21 protein-coding genes are annotated in these 19,779 nt (G+C 51.8%); 10 read left to right on the forward strand and 11 right to left on the reverse strand.

Translation table 11 applies throughout. The annotated features are described in order from the left end of the window. Positions 1 to 105 precede the first annotated feature (105 nt). Positions 106 to 903 carry a 3'(2'),5'-bisphosphate nucleotidase CysQ gene (gene cysQ / locus RCA23_RS15350; RefSeq protein ID WP_044051045.1) on the forward strand — a complete coding sequence of 266 codons (798 nt, stop codon included), beginning with the start codon at positions 106 to 108 and terminating at the stop codon, positions 901 to 903. Between the two features lie 195 nt (positions 904 to 1,098). Continuing rightward, the gene (galU, locus tag RCA23_RS15355; RefSeq protein WP_044051046.1) at positions 1,099 to 2,010 is read left to right on the forward strand and encodes a UTP--glucose-1-phosphate uridylyltransferase GalU; all 912 of its coding nucleotides are present in this window, start codon (positions 1,099 to 1,101) and stop codon (positions 2,008 to 2,010) included. Here galU and RCA23_RS17060 read toward each other — a convergent pair. Further along, positions 1,974 to 2,255, reverse strand: a complete 282-nt coding sequence (locus RCA23_RS17060) for a hypothetical protein (RefSeq protein ID WP_488578119.1) — start codon at positions 2,253 to 2,255, stop codon at positions 1,974 to 1,976. The two genes, galU and RCA23_RS17060, sit on opposite strands and share 37 nt — an antisense overlap. Positions 2,256 to 2,258: 3 nt before the next feature. On the opposite strand from RCA23_RS17060, the gene RCA23_RS15360 reads away from it, so the two are divergent. The 4 genes from RCA23_RS15360 (at position 2,259) to RCA23_RS15375 (ending at position 7,299) form a co-directional block, all read left to right on the forward strand. Next, positions 2,259 to 3,059, forward strand: a complete 801-nt coding sequence (locus tag RCA23_RS15360; RefSeq protein WP_488578120.1) for a glycosyltransferase family 2 protein — start codon at positions 2,259 to 2,261, stop codon at positions 3,057 to 3,059. A gap of 106 nt (positions 3,060 to 3,165) precedes the next feature. Further along, positions 3,166 to 4,176, forward strand: a complete 1,011-nt coding sequence (locus RCA23_RS15365) for a glycosyltransferase family protein (protein WP_044051658.1) — start codon at positions 3,166 to 3,168, stop codon at positions 4,174 to 4,176. Then, on the forward strand, positions 4,173 to 5,870 hold the full coding sequence (locus tag RCA23_RS15370; protein ID WP_044051048.1) for a DUF5927 domain-containing protein: 1,698 nt from the start codon (positions 4,173 to 4,175) through the stop codon (positions 5,868 to 5,870). Before RCA23_RS15365 ends, RCA23_RS15370 begins: the two co-directional genes overlap by 4 nt. A gap of 1 nt (position 5,871) precedes the next feature. Further along, complete coding sequence (locus RCA23_RS15375) at positions 5,872 to 7,299, forward strand: sulfotransferase domain-containing protein (RefSeq protein ID WP_044051049.1); 1,428 nt, start codon at positions 5,872 to 5,874, stop codon at positions 7,297 to 7,299. Here the strand turns inward: RCA23_RS15375 and ptsN are convergent. The 6 genes from ptsN to RCA23_RS15405 form a co-directional block, all read right to left on the reverse strand. Continuing rightward, positions 7,296 to 7,760: a PTS IIA-like nitrogen regulatory protein PtsN gene (gene ptsN / locus RCA23_RS15380; RefSeq protein ID WP_044051050.1), complete on the reverse strand. Its 465-nt coding sequence runs from the start codon at positions 7,758 to 7,760 to the stop codon at positions 7,296 to 7,298. The genes RCA23_RS15375 and ptsN overlap by 4 nt on opposite strands. 24 nt (positions 7,761 to 7,784) lie before the next feature. Beyond that, entirely contained in the window at positions 7,785 to 8,351 is a 567-nt protein-coding gene (gene hpf, locus RCA23_RS15385) for a ribosome hibernation-promoting factor, HPF/YfiA family (protein WP_044051051.1), read from the reverse strand. Positions 8,352 to 8,543: 192 nt separating this feature from the next. Further along, positions 8,544 to 9,302, reverse strand: a complete 759-nt coding sequence (gene lptB, locus RCA23_RS15390) for an LPS export ABC transporter ATP-binding protein (protein ID WP_044051052.1) — start codon at positions 9,300 to 9,302, stop codon at positions 8,544 to 8,546. Next, complete coding sequence (locus RCA23_RS15395; RefSeq protein WP_044051053.1) at positions 9,302 to 9,790, reverse strand: LptA/OstA family protein; 489 nt, start codon at positions 9,788 to 9,790, stop codon at positions 9,302 to 9,304. The genes lptB and RCA23_RS15395 overlap by 1 nt, the downstream gene beginning before the upstream one ends. A gap of 8 nt (positions 9,791 to 9,798) precedes the next feature. Further along, positions 9,799 to 10,407, reverse strand: a complete 609-nt coding sequence (gene lptC / locus RCA23_RS16130) for an LPS export ABC transporter periplasmic protein LptC (protein ID WP_052377231.1) — start codon at positions 10,405 to 10,407, stop codon at positions 9,799 to 9,801. A gap of 27 nt (positions 10,408 to 10,434) precedes the next feature. Then, on the reverse strand, positions 10,435 to 11,049 hold the full coding sequence (locus RCA23_RS15405; protein ID WP_044051054.1) for a ribonuclease D: 615 nt from the start codon (positions 11,047 to 11,049) through the stop codon (positions 10,435 to 10,437). A gap of 187 nt (positions 11,050 to 11,236) precedes the next feature. On the opposite strand from RCA23_RS15405, the gene RCA23_RS15410 reads away from it, so the two are divergent. Then, entirely contained in the window at positions 11,237 to 12,355 is a 1,119-nt protein-coding gene (locus RCA23_RS15410; RefSeq protein ID WP_044051055.1) for a serine/threonine protein kinase, read from the forward strand. 84 nt (positions 12,356 to 12,439) lie between these two features. Here RCA23_RS15410 and RCA23_RS15415 read toward each other — a convergent pair whose 3' ends face one another. Together RCA23_RS15415 and RCA23_RS15420 are read right to left on the reverse strand one after the other, a co-directional pair. Continuing rightward, positions 12,440 to 13,204 carry an FkbM family methyltransferase gene (locus RCA23_RS15415; RefSeq protein WP_044051056.1) on the reverse strand — a complete coding sequence of 255 codons (765 nt, stop codon included), beginning with the start codon at positions 13,202 to 13,204 and terminating at the stop codon, positions 12,440 to 12,442. Positions 13,205 to 13,304: 100 nt separating this feature from the next. Continuing rightward, entirely contained in the window at positions 13,305 to 13,895 is a 591-nt protein-coding gene (locus RCA23_RS15420; protein WP_044051057.1) for an HD domain-containing protein, read from the reverse strand. Between the two features lie 125 nt (positions 13,896 to 14,020). On the opposite strand from RCA23_RS15420, the gene ahcY reads away from it, so the two are divergent. After that, the gene (gene ahcY / locus RCA23_RS15425) at positions 14,021 to 15,412 is read left to right on the forward strand and encodes an adenosylhomocysteinase (RefSeq protein WP_044051058.1); all 1,392 of its coding nucleotides are present in this window, start codon (positions 14,021 to 14,023) and stop codon (positions 15,410 to 15,412) included. A 313-nt stretch (positions 15,413 to 15,725) separates the two neighbouring features. On the opposite strand, the gene RCA23_RS15430 is transcribed toward ahcY, so the two are convergent. Further along, the gene (locus RCA23_RS15430; RefSeq protein WP_044051059.1) at positions 15,726 to 16,277 is read right to left on the reverse strand and encodes an ActR/PrrA/RegA family redox response regulator transcription factor; all 552 of its coding nucleotides are present in this window, start codon (positions 16,275 to 16,277) and stop codon (positions 15,726 to 15,728) included. 56 nt (positions 16,278 to 16,333) lie between these two features. Further along, positions 16,334 to 16,954: an SCO family protein gene (locus RCA23_RS15435; RefSeq protein WP_044051060.1), complete on the reverse strand. Its 621-nt coding sequence runs from the start codon at positions 16,952 to 16,954 to the stop codon at positions 16,334 to 16,336. Positions 16,955 to 17,035: 81 nt separating this feature from the next. Between RCA23_RS15435 and regB the strand changes: the two genes are divergently transcribed. Both regB and RCA23_RS16135 read left to right on the forward strand, forming a co-directional pair. Then, a complete protein-coding gene (regB, locus tag RCA23_RS15440) occupies positions 17,036 to 18,403 on the forward strand; it encodes a sensor histidine kinase RegB (RefSeq protein ID WP_044051061.1) in 1,368 nt (455 codons plus the stop codon). 56 nt (positions 18,404 to 18,459) lie between these two features. Continuing rightward, positions 18,460 to 19,686, forward strand: a complete 1,227-nt coding sequence (locus RCA23_RS16135; RefSeq protein ID WP_052377232.1) for a PAS domain-containing protein — start codon at positions 18,460 to 18,462, stop codon at positions 19,684 to 19,686. The last annotated feature ends 93 nt before the right edge of the window (positions 19,687 to 19,779 follow it).

The raw sequence follows: 19,779 nt of genomic DNA on the forward strand, positions 1-19,779 counted from the left end.
TTTTCAAAAATATAAACGGGAGTCGAATTGCAACTTTAAACAATACGCCATAGGTTGCAATAAAATATGAATTAATTCAATACGCCAGCAAGGAACATTCACGTTTTGGATTTTACCGCATTACAAAAGGTCACGCGCAGGCTCGCTCTTGAAGCCGGGGACGCGATTATGAAGATCTATAACGGCCCAGATTTTGAGGTCAAAACCAAATCAGATGCCAGCCCGGTGACCGCCGCCGATGAAGCTGCAGATGCGATTATTTCCGCTGGTTTGCAGGCGGCCTTTCCAGATGTTGCACTCATCACAGAAGAGCAAGCGGAGAGCCATGCTCTAAAAGGAACTGAATTTTTGATCGTCGATCCGCTGGATGGTACAAAAGAATTTGTCCACCGGCGTGGAGATTTCACTGTGAATATTGCCTATGTGGTCAACGGCGTTCCAATTCGTGGCATCGTGTATGCCCCCGCAAAACAACGGTTGTTTTATACCGACGCTCAAGGGCAATCCCTGGAGGAAACCGGTCTATTTGAGATGGAGAAAATCGGAGTATGCCAAAACATCTCCGTCGCCGTTCCAAATCCTGATGGTTTACGCGTTGTCGCCTCAAAATCACATCGGGACCAAACAACAGATGCCTATATCGCAAAATATAAAGTATCCGATTTAAAGAGTGCTGGCTCGTCACTCAAATTTTGCCTGATCGCAACCGGCGAGGCTGATCTCTACCCACGCGCAGGCCGCACCATGGAATGGGACACAGCGGCCGGGCATGCCGTTTTGAACGGGGCCGGTGGTGCCGTTGTGCGGTTTGACGACCTGGAACCTTTGACCTACGGCAAGCCAGGATATGAGAATCCACATTTTATTGCCCATGCCAAAGGGGTAATATTACAAAAGCCATGAACTCACAGCAAAGACCGCAGGCGAACAGCCAATATGAGTCAGGAGACAAAATTTACACAACCTTAGGAACTTGACCCTACGGAAAGTGAGACAACCCACGAACACCTATATATAATTTAACTAGAAACTTTCATATCCTCGCCTAAATTTTAGTCGCTTGGACTCTCATAAATAATTTTTTAGAAATATAATGAAATGAAACGAAAAATCACTAAAGCCATTTTCCCAGTCGCCGGTCAAGGCACGCGATTTTTACCCGCGACAAAATCCATACCAAAAGAAATCATGACATTGGTGGATCGGCCCCTCGTACAATATGCCATTGATGAGGCCCGAGCCGCCGGGATTAAAGAGTTCATATTTGTGACCTCACGCGGCAAGGGTGCTTTGGAAGATTATTTTGATGAAGCACCAGAGCTTGAGCGATCCCTGCGCAAGAAGGGCAAGGCAGATCTTTTGTCTGAGCTGAAATCCACCAATATGGAAAGCGGTGCAATCGCTTATATTCGCCAGCATCAAGCTATGGGTCTGGGCCATGCGGTCTGGTGTGCCCGGCGATTGATTGGCGATGAACCTTTTGCGGTTTTATTGCCCGATGACGTGATCTCCGCACAAAAACCCTGTTTGCAACAAATGGTCGAGGCCTATGAAGAGACCGGCGGATCAATGGTTGCGGCTATGCAAGTCTCCAGCAAGGATGCATCATCCTACGGGATGCTGGACATCGAAAAAGAACAAGGCCCGCTCGTATCGATCAAGGGTATGGTCGAGAAACCCCCCTTGGGGCAGGAGCCTTCAAATCTTGCCGTCATTGGGCGATATATCTTAACGCCATCCGTCATGCAAAATCTCACCAAAATCAAACGTGGCGCTGGGGATGAGATTCAACTCACCGATGCAATTGCCCAAGAAATTGATCAGGGCCGTGATGTCTACGGCTATCAATTTTCTGGTCAAAGGTTTGATTGTGGATCTAAAGCTGGATTCCTACAGGCCACCGTTGCCTTTGGTTTAGAGCGTGACGATTTGCACGATGAATTTTCTGAGTTCCTCACGGACCTAAAAATTAGTCAATCGGCAGCGCGCGCGTTGAAATTGGGCGCATAGATCAACCAGCACGAAGGGGCACATCGATCAAAACCGCGCATGAACTTTTGCAGCGATATAAATTGCGATTGCGTCGCCGCCGATATTTGCTGCGCGCTTGGCGAAAACGACGGCAGCTGTGCCGCAACACGGATCGAACCGATAAGATAACGCCCGACACAATCTTGTGCTTTTCCACGGTGCGCAACGAAAGGCACCGTTTGCCGTTTTTCTTGGCCCACCATCGCCAACTCGGCGTTGGGCATTTTTTGTTCGTTGATAACGGCAGCGATGACGGCACCGCGGACTATCTGAGCAATCAAGATGACGTATCTCTTTGGACAACACAGCACAGCTACCGGCTCTCGCGTTTCGGTGCCGATTGGCTGGCCTGGTTACAGATCAAGTATGGCCATGGGAAATGGTGTCTCACCTTGGATGCCGATGAGATTTTTATCTACCCGTATTACAAAACGCGCAGCCTGCACGCCTTGGTGTCCTGGTTAGAAGCTGAGGAAGAGGTGTCCTTCGGTGCTCTCATGTTGGATATGTATCCAAAGGGGCCAATCGGCGCGTCCGATGTGGCACCCGGGGCGGATCCTTTTAAAGAATTGTCTTGGTTTGACAGCGGCAATTACACAATTGAACGCCAATCAAAGCTTCACAACCTGTGGATTCAAGGGGGGGTGCGGTCCCGGTGTTTTTTCCACCACGAGCCACGCAAGGCCCCCACATTGAGCAAAACACCCCTGGTCAAATGGGACCGCCGGTTTGCCTATGTCAGTTCGACACACTCGCTTTTGCCGCGCCGACTCAACGAAGTTTATGACACAGGGGGCGGTGAAAAAATCTCTGGAATTTTACTTCATACAAAATTCTTACCCTCTGCCGTGCAAAAATCTGCGGAAGATTTGGATCGAAAACAACATTTTGAGAATAGTCACCTATATGAAACCTACTATAAATCTTTACTAGATAATCCCAACCTATGGTGTTCTGAATCACAAAAGTTCACCGGATGGCGACAGCTGGAAAAAAGCGGTCTCATGTCACGGGGGGGGTGGATTTGACAAAGATTGAGTGACGACTGATCAGTGGGCACAGGCACTAGAAACCGGCAAGAATAATTGATAGCTAAACTTTTATTGAAAAATGTATTTTGGGACAGTGAATTTTTTGGGACTGGCTGAATCATATCGCCTCCGGCTTATTCGAAAACGCCTGCGCCTGCGTGCCTTGCGCAAGAGTCGCGAATTGCATCCGGTTCAAAACCGAACGAAGTCCATCACCCCCGGCGCCCAACTCTTATTTTGCACCCTACGGGATGAATTGGTGCGCCTGCCGTATTTTTACGAATATTATCGGAACCTTGGCGTTGATCATTTTCTAATGGTGGATAACGGCAGCCAAGACGGCACGCGTGAATTTTTGGCAGATCAACCCGATACGTCAGTCTGGCACGCCAAGGGTCTATATCGCAAAGCGCGCTTTGGCGTGGATTGGCTCAATTTTTTGCAACGCAAATATGCGCACGGCCATTGGAGCCTGGTGGTCGATCCAGATGAGTTTCTGGTCTTTCCCTATTGCGACAGCCGACCGCTCTCCGCCCTGACCGATTGGCTCGATACAAGTGAAATTAGGTCGTTTTCTGCGATGCTCTTGGACATGTATCCAAAAGGCGCTCTTGAAAAATTTCAGTATAAATCTGGGCAAAACCCTTTTGAAGTTGCCAAATGGTTTGACAGTGGCAACTACACAATCGAAAAAAACCCACTCTATGGCAATCTTTGGATTCAAGGGGGGCCGCGCGCGCGGGTCTATTTTGCCGACGCCCCAAAACAGGCCCCGGCACTCAATAAGGTGCCATTGGTGAAATGGAATAAATCCTATGTTTATGTGAGCTCGACCCATTTAATTTTACCGCGAGGATTGAACCGCGTTTACGAAAGCGCGGGTGGAGAAAAACCCTCCGGCATGTTATTGCACGCAAAATTTTTAAATACTTTATCCGATAAGGCCAATGAAGAGCTTCGCCGCAATCAGCATTATGCGCATGGGCGCGAATACCAAAGGTACAACAAAAAATTGAATTCAAAAGAACATTTATGGTGCTCTTGGTCCGAAGAATACATCAATTGGCGACAACTGGAAGTTTTGGGCTTGATGTCTAAGGGGAGCTGGGCGTGACCGTTGGCGTTATCATGTTGGTGCATGAGAATTTGCACCGTGCCGAACAACTTGCCCGGCATTGGGTGGCTGGGGGATGCCCTGTTGTGATCCATGTGGATAGCAATGTGCCAGATACCACGTTCAAGCCCTTTGTGGCCGCCCTTGGTGATGAACCCAAGGTGAAATTCTCGACCCGCCATCGCTGTGAATGGGGCATGTGGGGATTGGTGGCGGCAACTTTGGACGCCAGCCAGATCCTCTTAGACAACTTTCCCGAAGTGCGTCATGTCTATCTTGCGTCAGGCGCCTGTATGCCTTTGCGACCGGTTCAAGATTTAACCGCCTATTTAGACAGGCATCCGGACACAGATTTCATAGAAAGCGTATCCACAGCGGAGGCCAACTGGGCTGTGGATGGGCTGGAGATTGAACGATTTACCCTGCGGTTTCCCTTCTCTTGGCGCAAGCATCGCCTCCTATTTGATGCCTATGTCAATCTTCAACGCCGGCTCCGCGTGAAGCGCAAAATTCCAAATGGGCTCATACCCCACATAGGATCGCAATGGTGGTGTCTCACCCGTGAGACGTTGAGCCAAATTTTGAGAAATCCGAACCGCAAGGCCACCGATCGCTTTTTCCGCCGCAGTTGGATCCCAGATGAAACCTATTTTCAAACCCTGTCACGTCGCTTTGCCCGCAACCTGGAAAGTCGCTCTCTGACACTGACAAAATTTGACTACCGTGGTCGACCACATGTCTTTTACGATGATCACCTCCGCCTGTTGCAACGCTCCAATTGCTTTGTAGCCCGCAAAATTTGGCCAAGGGCCGATAAGCTCTTTGACACATTCTTGCGCACATCCAATGACTCACCGAATACGACAGAACCACAACCCGATAAAATCAACCGCCTTTTGGCCAAGGCCTCCGAAAGACGTTTGAAAGGTAGACCAGGACTTGCCATGCAAAGCCGCTATCCGTCTCGGGCAGCGGTCAGAAGTCAGACCGCGGGACATTATGCCGTGTTTGTAGGGTTTTCTGATCTGTTTGAGGAGTTTCAGCCCTGGCTTGGGCAAACCCTGGAGACCATCACCCATGGGCACCTATTCGCTCCTGAACGGGTGGAATTTGCAAATGATGCCACGGTCTACAAAGGCGCAATGTCAGACAGCGCGCAAGTCAGAGATTACAATTGCGGTTGCTTTTTGAGAAATTTGATGTGGAACAGCCGCGGCACGCATCAATCCTTCCACTATGGACCCTTTGACACCCCTAAAGCCTATCTCAACTTCGTCAATGACCCACACGCCACTATCGTGATAATTTCTGGAGCTTGGCTTCTAAGATATTTCCACTCCGGCGCTGATATTTCTGAAATGCGCGAGGATATCGCCGAAACACAAAAGGTCGAACGCATGTACCTTAGAGCCTTTGAAGACAATACGTCAAAAGCGCAGGTGAGAATTTGGACTTTGGCCGATTTCCTCACAGATCGCGTGGACTATATGCGATCTGCACTTGATCTGGTGCAACCAGGTGCAGGCCAGGCAATGCACTCAATGCCAAATCTCGTGGATTTGACTGGTTTTGGTGCGTTCTTAGAAGCGCTGAAAAACCAGGGCCTCTACCAAAAACGTGTGGGAGATTACAAAGAAGACGACAGCGCACCTGCACAGCGCGCGGCGCGGCCAAGACCTTACATAGTGAACTGATATGACAAAACGGTTTGATTATTTTGTTATTTTCGCAGAAATGCGCACCGGCTCCAATTTTTTGGAGGAAAATATAAACGGGCTTGAGGATGTCATCTGCCATGGCGAGGCATTCAACCCATCTTTCTTAGGATTCCCAGAAGTCGAAACGCTTTTGGGTGAAACAGAAGCGCAGCGCAACGAAAACCCCTTTGCTTTGCTAGATAAGATCAAAACCAGTGAGGATAAAATTTCTGGTTTTCGGTATTTCCACAACCATGATGTGCGCATCTTTGATGTTATTTTAAATGACCCAAAATGCGCCAAGATCATTCTCACCCGCAATCCGCTCGACAGTTTTATTTCTTGGAAAATTGCCTTGGCGACGGGTCAATGGAAGCTCACCAATACGACCCATCTCAAAACAGCACAGGTCGACTTCCATTTGGAGCAATTCGAGGATTACTTGACCGAAATGCAGAATTTTCAGATGGAAGTGCAGCGCAGCCTGCAGGTCAGCGGCCAATCCGCGTTTTATGTCCGGTATGAGGATTTAACAGATTTGGATGTCGTGAATGGCATTGCACGCTTTTTGGGCTCACAGTCACAATTGGACCGCCTGTCGAAAAAGCTCAAACGCCAGAATCCACGGCCAATTGTCGAGAAGGTTGCCAATTTCGAGGACCTTGAAGCTGCTGTATCATCAATCGATTGGTTCGATCTGGCACGGACACCCAACTTTGAGCCCAAACGTGGTGCCGCCATCCCGCGTTATGTCGCCGCGCCAATATCTCCGCTGTTGTTCATGCCGATTTCACCCTGGCCAGACCGGCAAATCGAGACTTGGTTGGCGGCGTTGGATCACACAGATCCAAAGGAGCTGCGGCGCAATTTTGGCCAAAGACCGCTACTTCGCTGGAAAAATACCCATCCCAATCATCGCAGTTTCACAGTTGTGCATCACCCTGTCGCGCGCGCCTATGACGTATTTTGCCGACATATCTTACCGATCAAAGATGACCGCTATGCCGAATTGCGCAGAGGGTTGCGCCGGGTGCATAACCTCCCCCTGCCGGAGCACCCAGATGATCCGCCCCTCTCAACCACGCAACTACGCGCATGCTTCTGCGAATTCCTAAAATTTCTAAAGTTCAATCTCGCTGGCCAGACCGCCTTGCGTGTTGACGGGGCCTGGGCCAGTCAATCGCAAATTATCCAGGGCTTTTGCAAGTTCTCGCCACCGCATATGATCGTGCGCGCAGAAACTTTGGAAGAGGATTTGAAACTGTTAACCCAGCAGGTTGGGCTGACGTGGTATGCGCCCCCATCCGCACCGCCACCGCAGGGCCCAGCACTTGCGGAAATCTACGATGCCGAGCTCGAAACTTTGGCCCGCGAGGCCTATGCTGCGGATTACACCAATTTTGGGTTTAAACCGTTAAAGATTTAGGCCGCGACCGAGTTCGGCCCTTCCTGCAAGATCGCGAGCAAGGTGCTGGCGCTCTCATTGTTGCGCAGTTTCATGCACACATCAGCATCCCGCAATGTCCGCGAGACAAGGGCCAAAGCCTTTAGATGTTCCACACCGCTATTCAACGGCGCAAAAAGTGCAAAGACCAGATCAACCGGCTGGCGATCCACCGCATCAAAATCAATCGGACGATCAAGTTTGATAAAACAGCCCACTATGCGATCGAGGTTTTCAAGACGTGCATGGGGCAGGGCGACACCGCGCCCCACACCGGTTGGACCCAAGCTTTCACGCTCCAAGAGCGCTTCAACCACACCATCACAATCCATACCATAGACCTGCGCCGCCATAGCGGACAGGTCTTGGAACAGGCGCTTTTTGCTGCCCACAGATTGCGCGCTACGCACAGCATCGGGATGAATGATTTCAAGTAGATCCATTTACAATCCTAGTTGTATGTTGGCTTAGGCCGGGTCGACCCATCCAATATTGCCATCGTCACGGCGGTATACAACGTTTACTCCATTATGACCTTCGTTTTTAAAGACAAGGACCGGCGCCCCCGCGAGTTCCATCTGCATCACTGCCTCTCCTACAGACAAAGATTGGATTTTCTGCTCCATCTCCGCCACAATTAAAGGCTGCAGGCTCTCCGGTTCGTTATCGGTCGAATCGTCTTGTTGGGCGAGGATATACGAGGATGCTTCCGAGAATTCAACGGGCTGGGCGCGTTCTTTATGATGATCTTTCAATCTGCGCTTATATCTGCGCAATTGTTTCTCCATTTTATCAGCAGCGGCGTCAAAAGCGGCATATATTTCATGATCATGCGCTTTGGCTTGCGCCGTTAACCCGGTCGACAAATGTACACTCACCTCGCAGACAAATTCATTAGAGCTTCGCGAAAATACGACCGAAGCATCAGTTGGTCGCTCTGCATATTTTGAGGCGATGGCGTCCACAACGGATTTCACATGCGTTTGAAGTGCGGCGCCAATGTCGATTTGTTTTCCGGAAATTTGATATAGCATTTGGTCTCCTTTTTATCAGCCTCAAAATGACCAGCTAAGGGCGCGATAGGCCACATCAATCACGCCTCACGATCCCATAAACGGTCGCAAGCTGCAGGGTGCAGTTTGTTTGAATTGGCTGAATATAATGACAACATGTCACAACTCTATTTGGCCAAATATAAGGGGTAATTGTCAACTCCAAATTGAATATTAGCTCAATCTGAAATTTTCACCCAAGTAGACACGCCGAACATTTTCGTCCTCAACAATCTCTTGCGCAGTGCCGCTGCGCAGAACCACGCCATCATGCAAAATATAAGCACGATCGACGATATCGAGCGTTTCTCGCACATTGTGGTCGGTGATCAGCACCCCAAGACCGCGGTTTTTCAAGTCTGACACCAAGTTGCGAATCTCCGCAACCGCGATTGGATCCACCCCGGCGAAAGGCTCATCCAGCAGCAAATATTTTGGGTTTGCAGCCAAGCATCGCGCGATCTCAACCCGCCGGCGCTGGCCACCAGATAGGGCAAGCGCCGGAGAACGGCGCAGATGTTCAATGGAAAATTCATTGAGCAATTCTTCCAAGCGCTCAAAGCGTCGCACACGGTCTTTCATGCTCAATTCCAGCACTGCAAGAATGTTATCTTCAACATTCATGCCGCGAAAAATGGACGTTTCTTGCGGCAAATATCCGATGCCGAGCCGGGCGCGCCGATACATCGGCAAGCGGGTGACATCGCGGCCATCAATGCTTACCCGTCCTCCCTCTGGCGTGACCAACCCAGCGATGGAGTAAAAACAGGTGGTTTTCCCCGAGCCATTTGGCCCCAAAAGCGCCACAACTTCGCCCCGGTGCAAATGCATACTCACATCGCTAATTACCAACCGCTTGCGGTAGCTCTTTCGCAGTGACTCTATTTTGAGGCCGCCCTTGCCATCCGACACTTCAAACTGCGGTTCGGCCATTATTTGGATCCACTGGGCAAAACGGTACGCACCCGGCCCTCCATCACGGCGCCCCCCGTCTCAAGATCAATCGTCAGAAGATCGGCGGACAGGCTTATTGCGCCTTGGTTGAGCAGAACATTACCCCGCATCCGCAATTCGCGCGCTGAAAAATCATAGACCGCGCTGTCCGCTTGTGCTGTGTCGAACGGTGACACCAAAAGAACGCTTCCGCTGGCCGACAGCCGGCCAATCCCGCCGGCCTCTAGATAGGTGACATCCACAAGATCTGCGGACAGGCGCATATCCCCCTGTGCAATCACGACATTGCCCTCAAACCGCGCGGCGCCATCTGTTTGACTGACCGTGAGCCTATCGGCCAGCATTTCGACAGAGGCTTCCGGATCACTTTGAAACCCGTCCAAAGACACAGTGGTTTGCGCCGAAAGGGCCAAGGCTCCGCAAACGGTCGAGAGCAGAACTGTAATGAGCAGCAAAATGTGGCGCACGGATAACCTCAATCAATAAGTTTCGGGGAGTATACCAGCCGCACATCATTTATGAAAACAATTTGCTGATCGTCGGCGGTCATTTGCAGATGCATTTCTCCCGCAGTGATCTCACCCAGGGCTGTGACCCCCTGAAATCCGCCAATGGCAGATGCCACGCCCTGCTTGAGATTCATGTCCAAGGCCTCGGTTGTTACCCAAAACTCTGGCAAGGCGGCAATATGAACATTCTTTGAAATTTGGGCTGTTTGCGTTGCTGAATCCAAAGCGCCCCGCCCCGCGGTCACTTGGACGCTACGATTGTTGGTGGATCTAAGAACGACAAATAGATCAGTGATCTCAAGGATGTCTGCGTTTTCAAACTGCGGTGAGGCATAGGCTGCAGAGAGTGCGATTTCAGTGCCATTGCTGGCAATGCCAGTGAAATACGGCTGTGTGATACGCTGTTCGCGGATAATTTCAGCCACATTGTGTTCAGCATAGGGCAAAGATTGGGTCACATCCACTTTGCCAGAAAACAGAAAAATCGTCGACAATAGGCCCAGCGCGGCGATGGGCAGCAGGGTTTTCAGCCATGCAACAAGCGCCGAATAACCGTCGTCGAAGGAAAAATGCATTGCGCCTCTCAGTTATAAAATCCCAGCCTAAGAATGGGCAAAAATGTCGCTGTCTGGCCAACCTGCTAGATCGAGCTCAGCCCGCGTCGGCAAGAAGTCAAAGCAAGATTGCGCCAGCTCCATGCGCCCCTCACGGATCAGCATCTCATTCAAACGCTCACGCAATGCATGCAAATATAGCACGTCAGACGCCGCATATTCCACTTGCGCCCTAGTTAAATCCGCCGCACCCCAATCAGAAGATTGCTGTTGTTTGGAAATGTCCACGCAGAGCAATTCTTGCAGCAGGTTTTTCAAACCATGCCGATCGGTGTAAGTTCGGGTCATGCGGCTGGCAATCTTGGTGCAGTAGACCGGCGCGGTCAAAGCTCCAAAAGCCTCCTTCATGGCGGCAATATCAAACCGGCCAAAGTGAAAGAGCTTTAGCACATTGGGATCTTCAAGCATCCGGCATAGATTGGGCGCCGCAGTTTGGCCCTTGGCCACTTGCACCAAATGCGCATGTCCATCACCGCTGGACAGTTGCACCACGCAAAGACGGTCGCGCTTAGGGTTCAGACCCATCGTCTCACAATCAATGGCCACAATTGGACCCAGATCCAAGCCATCCGGCAAATCGCCCTTATAAACATGATTCGTCATCGTGATCCCTTGTACTTGCGGCGGCTGTGTCGCCTGCCTGCCTCTCTAGAGCCTTGCTGTCAATTCAATATAGACACCGAAAGGTCGCGCGTCACCCTTCGCCCTTCGCTTTGATATAGCCACTGCCGAAAAAACGATTTATCTGCAGTTTAATAATTCACACCATCACAGGATCGGGAGCCTGAAAATGAGCGACACTGGTAAGACAATTGTTAATAGTTGGAATGAATGGGACCCGCTGCGCCATGTCATCGTTGGCCGGGCGGATGATTGCCATATTCCAGCAGAAGAGCCCGCTCTGGACGCAAAAGTACCAGAAGATAGCGACATGCGCGGCCAATGGGGTCGCCGACCACAAGAAACGATTGATCGCGCCAATGAGTTGCTCAATAATTTCGCCAGCCAGTTGGAAAAACGCGGCATTCGCGTGGACCGCCCCACGTCAATCGATCACTCTGTGCCCGTGGAAACACCTGATTTCTCAACCGAAAGCCAATTTGGTTGCATGCCGCCCCGCGACGTCTTGCTGACCGTTGGATCCGAAATGCTCGAAGCGACCATGTCTTATCGCTGTCGTTGGTTTGAGTATTTGAACTACCGCCCTTTGATGCAAAAATATTTTGAAGAAGACCCAAAATTCCGCCATGAATCCGCGCCCAAACCTCGGTTGACCGATGCAGATTATCACCCCGATTACCTCTCTGAGAAGATTGGTGTTGAGAAGCGGCTGAAGTGGACGGCAGAGAAATTCTTTGTCACCACCGAAGAGGAGCCTCTGTTCGATGCCGCCGATGTTTTGCGGTTTGGTCGCGATTTGGTCGTTCAACATGGGTTCACCACGAACCTCAAGGGAATCGAATGGCTACGCCGCCACTTCCCAGACCATCGGGTGCATGCGGTGAATTTCCCCGGCGACCCCTACCCCATTCACATCGATGCAACATTCACCCCCTTGCGCCCCGGGCTCATCTTGAACAATCCACAACGCCGCCTGCCCGATGAGCAACGCGAAATGTTCCAAAAGAACGATTGGCAGATCGTCGATTCCGCCCAACCGGCCCATAACGCACCGCCGCCACTATGCTATTCCTCCACATGGCTGAGCATGAATGTCCTTGTCCTAGATCCGAAAACCGTTTGTGTCGAAAAGTCTGAAGTCTATCAGGCAGAGCAAATGGACAAGCTGGGCATGGAAGTGGTCGAAGTGGACCTGCGAGATGCCTATGCCTTTGGCGGCGGACTGCATTGCTGCACCGCAGATGTTTACCGTGAAGGCGTCTGCGAGGACTACTTTCCGAACCGTTAAAACAAAACACTTTGCCCGGTGGCAACACCGGGCTGCGCCTGCCTGACCCCGGCAGGCGCACCCTCATTTCTGCGCGCAGTGACATCACGCTGACGTCTCTGGAATGAATAAAAAGTCTCGAAAACTGGTTTTTTGGCGTCGGTATCCTCGCTTTGCCAACCATTCGGATGGCTGTTCGATCTCACCTTTCGCAGGTCTCAGCTCCAACCACAGTACGGGCGCACAGCGACGGATGGTTTTTGACATGCCGCGCAAAACGGGCATTTGCATGCCTTCAACGTCAATTTTCACACCCGTCACATGTTCCTCGCCAACAACATCATCGACAGGCAACATATCAACTGGCAGGTCGCCAGCCCCTGGCCGAAATTCAGCCATGCCTGAATTCTCAACATGGGTCCGCTTCAAATGCGCCTTTCCCAGTTTTGCGCCCGCAACCGCATGATGCAACGTCACATTATCTATCTGATTCAGCTCCAATGTCTTTTTAATGACATCAATCAAATGTGCCTGAGGCTCAAAAGAATGCACCCGCCGGGCCTTCATGATGGCCGCAAAGTAGACCGTATGGGACCCAAAATTAGCCCCTAAATCACAGATGGTTCCATTTGAATCTACGACTGAGTGAAATGCCTCCAGCAAAGAACGTTCGTGATACCACCCAAGCAAAGGTGCCAATTGCATTTTGTCAGTCATTGCGTCGGGGATGTAGAACTTGAAACTGGCATCCCGATAAGCAACGGTCGCAACTTTTGGGGGAGTCAGGGCGTCAAACTTTTCGCGCAACCCATGCTGCTCGATAAAGTCATTAATTGGACCTATGCCCCATTTCCTCTTGCCCTGAACCATTTGTACATTCCAAAAATCGATTTCTTTTTAATGTCTTGAGAAAAATTCCTGCTTATCCTCAACTGCTAACAATGAACACACAAGCCGTGGAAGCCGGCGATCACATCTGCGCCAAAAGCTCGGCATGTTTTGCCGTAAAGTCTTGCCGGACCTCCAGCGGGGGCCGCAGATGGAGGGTTAGGCTGCCGGCAAGATTGGCATCCACCTTGCCAAACAGCCGATCCGCTTCCGCCCGTGAAAACCCTGCCAATTGTGTGGCTTCCAACCACGCGCTAATTTTGTCGGCTTTTTTAATCTGCTTTTTGAGCGCTGGGGCCGTGACAGCCGGCAGACCAAAGCGGATATGAATAGCGGCGGTTAATCGTTTGTCGAGATCGTCGTATCCTGGTCCAACTGATGCCTTTACCGGTGAGATCATATCCCCAATCACATATTCGGGCGCGTCGTGCAGCAGGGCGGTCAACCGCTGCGCTGGAGAGGCCTTTGGGTGCAGGTGCAAAAAAATTTGCTCAACCAACAAAGAATGTTCCGCAACCGAATAAGCAAAATCTCCAACAGTTTGGCCGTTCCAACGTGCAACAAAGGCCAACCCATGCGCGATATCTTCCACCTCAATATCTACAGGTGTAGGGTCCAGCAGATCCAGCCTACGACCAGACAGCATCCTTTGCCATGCGCGGGGTTGTTTCATAAGTGCTTGACCTTTTTCGCAGCAGGTTATCTTGCACCCTGCCCTATTGTCGAGAGGACAAAGCAATGTTATGGCGGCAGAAATCTTCAAACCCATAGACGTTAAAACCCCGTAAGGACCGATGAATGGCACATGATTATATTGTAAAAGACATCTCTTTGGCTGCGTTCGGCCGCAAAGAATTGGATATCGCTGAGACCGAAATGCCTGGGTTGATGGCGCTTCGAAAAGAATATGGTGCAGCCAAGCCATTGAAAGGCGCGCGCATTGTTGGCTCATTGCATATGACTATCCAAACGGCAGTCCTGATTGAGACACTTGTAGAGCTTGGTGCGGATGTGCGCTGGGCCTCTTGCAACATTTTCTCCACCCAAGACCACGCCGCCGCGGCAATCGCCGCAGGCGGCACGCCAGTTTTTGCGATCAAAGGTCAGTCCTTGGAAGAGCATTGGGATTACCTCGACCGTTCTTTCATGTTCCCAGAGGGCGCAAACATGATTCTTGATGATGGCGGCGATGCGACGCTCTATGTGCTTTTGGGTGCACGGGTGGAAGAAGGGGAAACCGATCTTATCGCCGTTCCAAAATCCGAAGAGGAAGAGGCCGTCTTCGCACAGATCAAAAAACGCATGGCCGAAACGCCCGGTTGGTTCACAAAAACCCGCGCCGCGATCCAAGGCGTGTCCGAAGAAACCACCACAGGCGTGCACCGCTTGTATGAATTGGTCAAACAGGGCCAGCTGCCCTTCCCAGCAATCAATGTGAACGATTCCGTCACCAAGTCGAAATTCGACAATAAATACGGCTGTAAAGAATCTCTGGTCGACGGCATCCGCCGCGCCACCGATACAATGATGGCTGGTAAAGTGGCGGTGGTTTTAGGTTATGGCGATGTGGGCAAAGGCTCTGCGGCCTCCCTGCGCGGCGCCGGTGCGCGTGTGAAGGTCACGGAAGTTGACCCCATCTGTGCCTTGCAGGCGGCCATGGATGGCTTTGAGGTTGTGCTTCTTGAAGATGTTGTCTCCAGCGCGGATATCTTCATCACCACAACAGGCAACAGAGATGTGATCCGCATCGAACATATGCGTGACATGAAAGATATGGCGATCGTCGGCAACATCGGTCACTTCGACAATGAAATTCAGGTCGCCAGCCTCAAGAACCACAAATGGACCAATATCAAAGAGCAGGTCGACATGATCGAAATGCCAAATGGCAATCGTTTGATCCTGCTTTCGGAAGGTCGCTTGTTGAACCTGGGCAATGCTACGGGCCACCCCTCCTTTGTGATGTCCGCCTCTTTCACAAACCAAGTCCTGGCGCAGATTGAGCTTTGGACCAAGGGCGATGATTACGGCAACGAAGTATACATCCTGCCCAAACATTTGGACGAAAAGGTCGCGCGTCTGCACCTTGATCGTATTGGGGTGAAGCTGTCGAAACTCAATGACGAGCAAGCCGCCTATATCGGCGTGAGCTCCGAAGGCCCATTCAAGCCAGAGCATTATCGCTACTAAAAAAGACCTCTGCATAACGCCGTTTCACCACGCAATGAGGGCAGCGCCGGCCTGGGCGGGCGCATATGTCGGGTGGTGAAGTCACTGCAAAATTTGAGCAATAGCCATATATATCAGAATGCCCAGATGGTGAATGCGCCTGCCGGGGGGCAGGCAGGCGCAGCCCGGTGTTTCCACCGGGCAAAGTGTTTTGGCTTGGCGGTTGGGTTATGCAGAGGTCTCTAAAACAACCAATCCAAAAACAGCCCGGCATTAACCGCCGGGCTGTTTTTTTGGATCACAGTTTATATTTCAAGGATGGCCCGCAGCACCACTATCGCGGGCTGCGTTTGGCCAGAATACGCTGCAAAGTCCGACGGTGCATAGACAGGCGCCGCGCCGTTTCGCTCACGTTGCGATCACAAAGCTCAAACACCCGCTGAATATGCTCCCAACGCACGCGATCCGCAGACATTGGGTTCTCAGGGGGCGGCGGCAATTCATCCCCAGTGGCCAGAAGCGCATTTGTAATGTCTTTGGCATCGGCTGGCTTTGACAGATAATCCGTGGCACCGATCTTTACAGCCGCGACCGCCGTTGCAATCGCCCCATAGCCCGTCAGAACCACAACCCGGCAATCGGGACGCTTCGCGCGCAGCACTTCCACAACATCCAGACCGTTGCCATCTTCCAGCCGCAAATCCACAACCGCAAAGGCCGGAGGACGCGCCGTCGCAATCGCCCGACCAGCGGCCACTGATCCAGCTTGCTCAACCGAAAACCCGCGTTTTTCCATCGCTTTTGCCAAACGCTTTAGAAACGGCTCATCATCATCCACCAAAAGCAAAGATTTATCTTCACCGATGTCTAGCGGCTCATTTGCCATGATCTGATCCTTCCGATTTTCTCTAAGTTAACAAGATGGTTCGAATATGGCTAGTATCAAGAGGCCTTCAGTACACAAGCCACACGATCCGCAACCACCTCTGGAGGAAGATCACTGCGCAAGAAGTCAACAAAGCCGAAGCCTGGAACCATCAGATAGGAAAAGCTTGAGTGATCCATCAAGTAATACTCTTCATCTTGGCTCGGTTGTTTGCGGTAATAAACTTTATAAGCCCGGGCTGCTTTCGCAATCTGCTCTGCTGTGCCGGTCAAGCCCACCATTTCGGGATGATTATTGGCAACAAAATCTGCCAAATACTCAACCGTATCGCGAGCTGGATCAATTGTTATGAACACCGGCTTCACCGTGAGACCCGCATCGGCCAAAATCTCAACCGCCACCACATTGCGCGCCACATCCATAGGGCAGACATCCGGACAAAAGGTGTAACCAAAGTAAACCAAAGCCGGTTGATCTAACACCTGGGCATCCGTCACCATTTGCCCCCTGTGATCCATGAGCTCGAACGGTCCACCGATACTGCCACCTGCAACAGAGCCTTCAATACAGGCTTCAAATCGCTGTGCTGGCATCATGATCTGGGTAATCGCAAAAGTAACCGCCAGCGTCACAACCACCGCGGTACCAGCAAAGGCTGCAAATTTCGTCACTGACATCATGGCCCCCTTATCGTTTCTGGGGTACTCCTATGACATATCTTCTGAATGTGCAGCCTCAGATCGTCACAGGAACATAAAATGTCACAGTCCAGAATAGGCTATATTGACCAAAATGCCCGCAGCAACTGGATGCGCTTGCGCACATTGGTGACCGTGCGTTGGGTGGCGATCACCGGGCAAATATTGGCGCTGAGTGTTGGGCACGAGCTTTATGGCCTCTCCTTGGCCCTTGGCCCCTGCTCTGCGGTCATTGGCCTGTCGATCCTCGCCAATATTTTTGCGGTTCTCATCTTCCCTGACAATCGTCGTCTGTCTGAAGCGGAAACGGTTTTAACCTTGCTGTTCGACACGCTGCAACTCTCGTTGCTTTTGGCTTTCACCGGCGGGCTCAACAATCCCTTTGCCCTTCTCATTCTGGCCCCCGTCACCATCGCCGCCACGGTTCTACCCACCCGCTCAACGCTTCTTTTGGCCTTTTGTGCGGTGGTCATGACCACCACCGTTGCATTGGTTCACCTGCCCCTGCGCACTGCGAATGGGGGGCTACTTGAAATGCCTTTGGTGTTTGTGTTCGGATTTTGGGTGGCCATTGTCACAGGTATCATTTTTATCTCGATCTATACCCGGCGCGTGACCACAGAGATGACCTCGATGTCAGAGGCCCTTCTGGCCACGCAGATGGCCCTGGCGCGGGAGCAAAAGCTCACCGACCTGGGCGGCGTTGTGGCAGCCACGGCCCATGAGTTGGGCACGCCGCTCGCCACGATAAAATTGGTCAGCGCCGAATTGATGGAAGAATTGAAAGACACAGAACCCCTGCATGCCGACGCCCAGCTTATCCGAGAACAGGCCGAACGATGCGGCGCGATTCTCCGATCCATGGGGCGCGCGGGAAAAGAAGATCTGCATCTGCGCACCACGCTGTGGTCTGCTCTTGTTCGAGAGGCCGCAGAGCCGCACCTGGACCGCGGAAAGACCGTCACCTTCGCTTTTGAAGACAACCTTGAGGCCGATCCTGATCAACCCCAAACCTTCCGCAAACCCGAGGTGATCCATGGCCTGCGCAATTTAATTCAAAACGCAGTGGATTTTTCCCAATCCCAGGTGCGGGTGGACATCCGTTGGAGCAAGGACAGTTTGGCCGTGAAAATTTCTGACGACGGTCGCGGATATGCGCCACAGGTCATCAATCGCATTGGCGATCCCTTTGTCCGCCGCCGCAATCGAACTTCTACGCATGGTGCCCGCCCCGGATACGACGGCATGGGGCTTGGATTGTTTATCGCAAAAACCCTCCTCGAAAGATCCGGCGCAGATTTGGAATTTTTCAATGGCACAAAGAGAGATCCCCTTCGCGGGGCCATCGTGACCAGCACCTGGCCGCGCCACAAGCTGGAAGCCAAAGATGAACCGGTCGGTGAAAACCAACAGATAAAAATTGAATGAGCTATTAATTCGGAATTAAGACACCTGCGCAACACTGCGCCCGAAAGGGTTTTGATGTGTTGGGAATCGTAGAACAAAATTTGCTGATCTCGGGCTTGGTGTTTCTTGCAACACTTATAGCAATGTCGTCAGGCTATGCCTTGCTGCGCAACAACCTAAGCGGTGCGGCGCAGGCCTTGCGAGCCTACCACACACCCCGAAGCAACACCCCACGCTCCGACAGCTCAGATGACCACCGGCCCAATCCAGCCGAGCTGCATCCGCACCCCATCTGGATTACCAGCCATGATCGGCAGGTCACATGGGGCAATAACGCGTTTAAAACCAGCGAATCAGATTTCGTGGCTACCTGCAAACATTGGCTCTCAATCGGCCAAACCGAAGGGCGGATACAAGCACACAGCGGCGCGGGGAGTATCTGTTGGTACGACATCACCGCCCAACTGCAGGATCATGAAACCCTCTGGTTCGCCAGCCCCGTTGACGGTGAGGTTCGCGCCGAGGCATCACGTCGCGAATTCATACAAACCATGTCTAAGACCTTTGCCCAGCTCTCAACGGGCCTGGCCATTTTTGACCGCAAGCGCACGCTCATCCACTTTAATCCCGCGCTTTTGGATATCACCGGTTTGGATTTTGAATCGCTCAGCTTAAAGCCCGATTTGGCCACTTTCCTTGATACACTCCGCGGCAAGGGGTTTTTGCCCGAACCCAAAGATTATAATGATTGGCGCGACCAGCTGGCCAAGCTCGAATCCGCCGCTGAAAACGGCAGCTACCGCGACGTTTGGGAGCCAAGAGACGGAGTCACCTATCGCGTTTCGGGAAAACCACATCCAGACGGGGCAATTGCGTTTTTGCTCGAAGACATCAGTGCCGAAACCGCGCACGCCCGCGAAGCCCGTGCGGAGCTCTGCCTTTTGGAAAACGCACTCAATGCGGTCACCACTCCTCACGTGATTTTTGATGGGCTTGGCGCCTATGTACGCTCGAACCCCGCATTTCAATCCATTTGGCCGGAACTCGCACACAAAAAGAGTGCGGAAAAGTCCCTGTCCGGCTGCCTTCCGCTTTGGCAAAAGCAGATGTCACCGCATGGCGCTTGGGAAAAATGCGCGCAACGGTCCTGGGCTGTGGCGATCGAAAGGGTTGGAAAGCGGTTTTATCTTCAAAAGAGGGCCGGCCGTTCGAGCTGCAATGTACGCCACTGGCCAATCGTCACACGCTCATTGAACTTGGACCAAGTAATAAGCCGGCGATCGTCACCCATCAGCAATCAGTAGCCTAATTTTCGCTTGCAGCAGCGGGTGCCCACCGTATTGTAACCCCATGCACGCTCCGCCCTTGCCTCCCCAACCAAAAGCCACGCACAGCAG

This window comes from Planktomarina temperata RCA23 (assembly GCF_000738435.1).
Lineage (GTDB): Bacteria > Pseudomonadota > Alphaproteobacteria > Rhodobacterales > Rhodobacteraceae > Planktomarina > Planktomarina temperata.

What these genes read in the sequence shown, in the direction of transcription:
- galU (WP_044051046.1), top strand. Translation starts at nt 1,099, where the DNA reads ATGAAACGAAAAATCACTAAAGCCATTTTCCCAGTCGCCGGTCAAGGC.
- RCA23_RS17060 (WP_488578119.1), bottom strand. Translation starts at nt 2,255, where the DNA reads ATGCCCAACGCCGAGTTGGCGATGGTGGGCCAAGAAAAACGGCAAACG.
- RCA23_RS15375 (WP_044051049.1), top strand. Translation starts at nt 5,872, where the DNA reads ATGACAAAACGGTTTGATTATTTTGTTATTTTCGCAGAAATGCGCACC.
- ptsN (WP_044051050.1), bottom strand. Translation starts at nt 7,760, where the DNA reads ATGGATCTACTTGAAATCATTCATCCCGATGCTGTGCGTAGCGCGCAA.
- hpf (WP_044051051.1), bottom strand. Translation starts at nt 8,351, where the DNA reads ATGCTATATCAAATTTCCGGAAAACAAATCGACATTGGCGCCGCACTT.
- lptB (WP_044051052.1), bottom strand. Translation starts at nt 9,302, where the DNA reads ATGGCCGAACCGCAGTTTGAAGTGTCGGATGGCAAGGGCGGCCTCAAA.
- lptC (WP_052377231.1), bottom strand. Translation starts at nt 10,407, where the DNA reads ATGCATTTTTCCTTCGACGACGGTTATTCGGCGCTTGTTGCATGGCTG.
- RCA23_RS15405 (WP_044051054.1), bottom strand. Translation starts at nt 11,049, where the DNA reads ATGACGAATCATGTTTATAAGGGCGATTTGCCGGATGGCTTGGATCTG.
- RCA23_RS15410 (WP_044051055.1), top strand. Translation starts at nt 11,237, where the DNA reads ATGAGCGACACTGGTAAGACAATTGTTAATAGTTGGAATGAATGGGAC.
- RCA23_RS15415 (WP_044051056.1), bottom strand. Translation starts at nt 13,204, where the DNA reads ATGGTTCAGGGCAAGAGGAAATGGGGCATAGGTCCAATTAATGACTTT.
- RCA23_RS15420 (WP_044051057.1), bottom strand. Translation starts at nt 13,895, where the DNA reads ATGAAACAACCCCGCGCATGGCAAAGGATGCTGTCTGGTCGTAGGCTG.
- ahcY (WP_044051058.1), top strand. Translation starts at nt 14,021, where the DNA reads ATGGCACATGATTATATTGTAAAAGACATCTCTTTGGCTGCGTTCGGC.
- RCA23_RS15430 (WP_044051059.1), bottom strand. Translation starts at nt 16,277, where the DNA reads ATGGCAAATGAGCCGCTAGACATCGGTGAAGATAAATCTTTGCTTTTG.
- RCA23_RS15435 (WP_044051060.1), bottom strand. Translation starts at nt 16,954, where the DNA reads ATGTCAGTGACGAAATTTGCAGCCTTTGCTGGTACCGCGGTGGTTGTG.
- regB (WP_044051061.1), top strand. Translation starts at nt 17,036, where the DNA reads ATGTCACAGTCCAGAATAGGCTATATTGACCAAAATGCCCGCAGCAAC.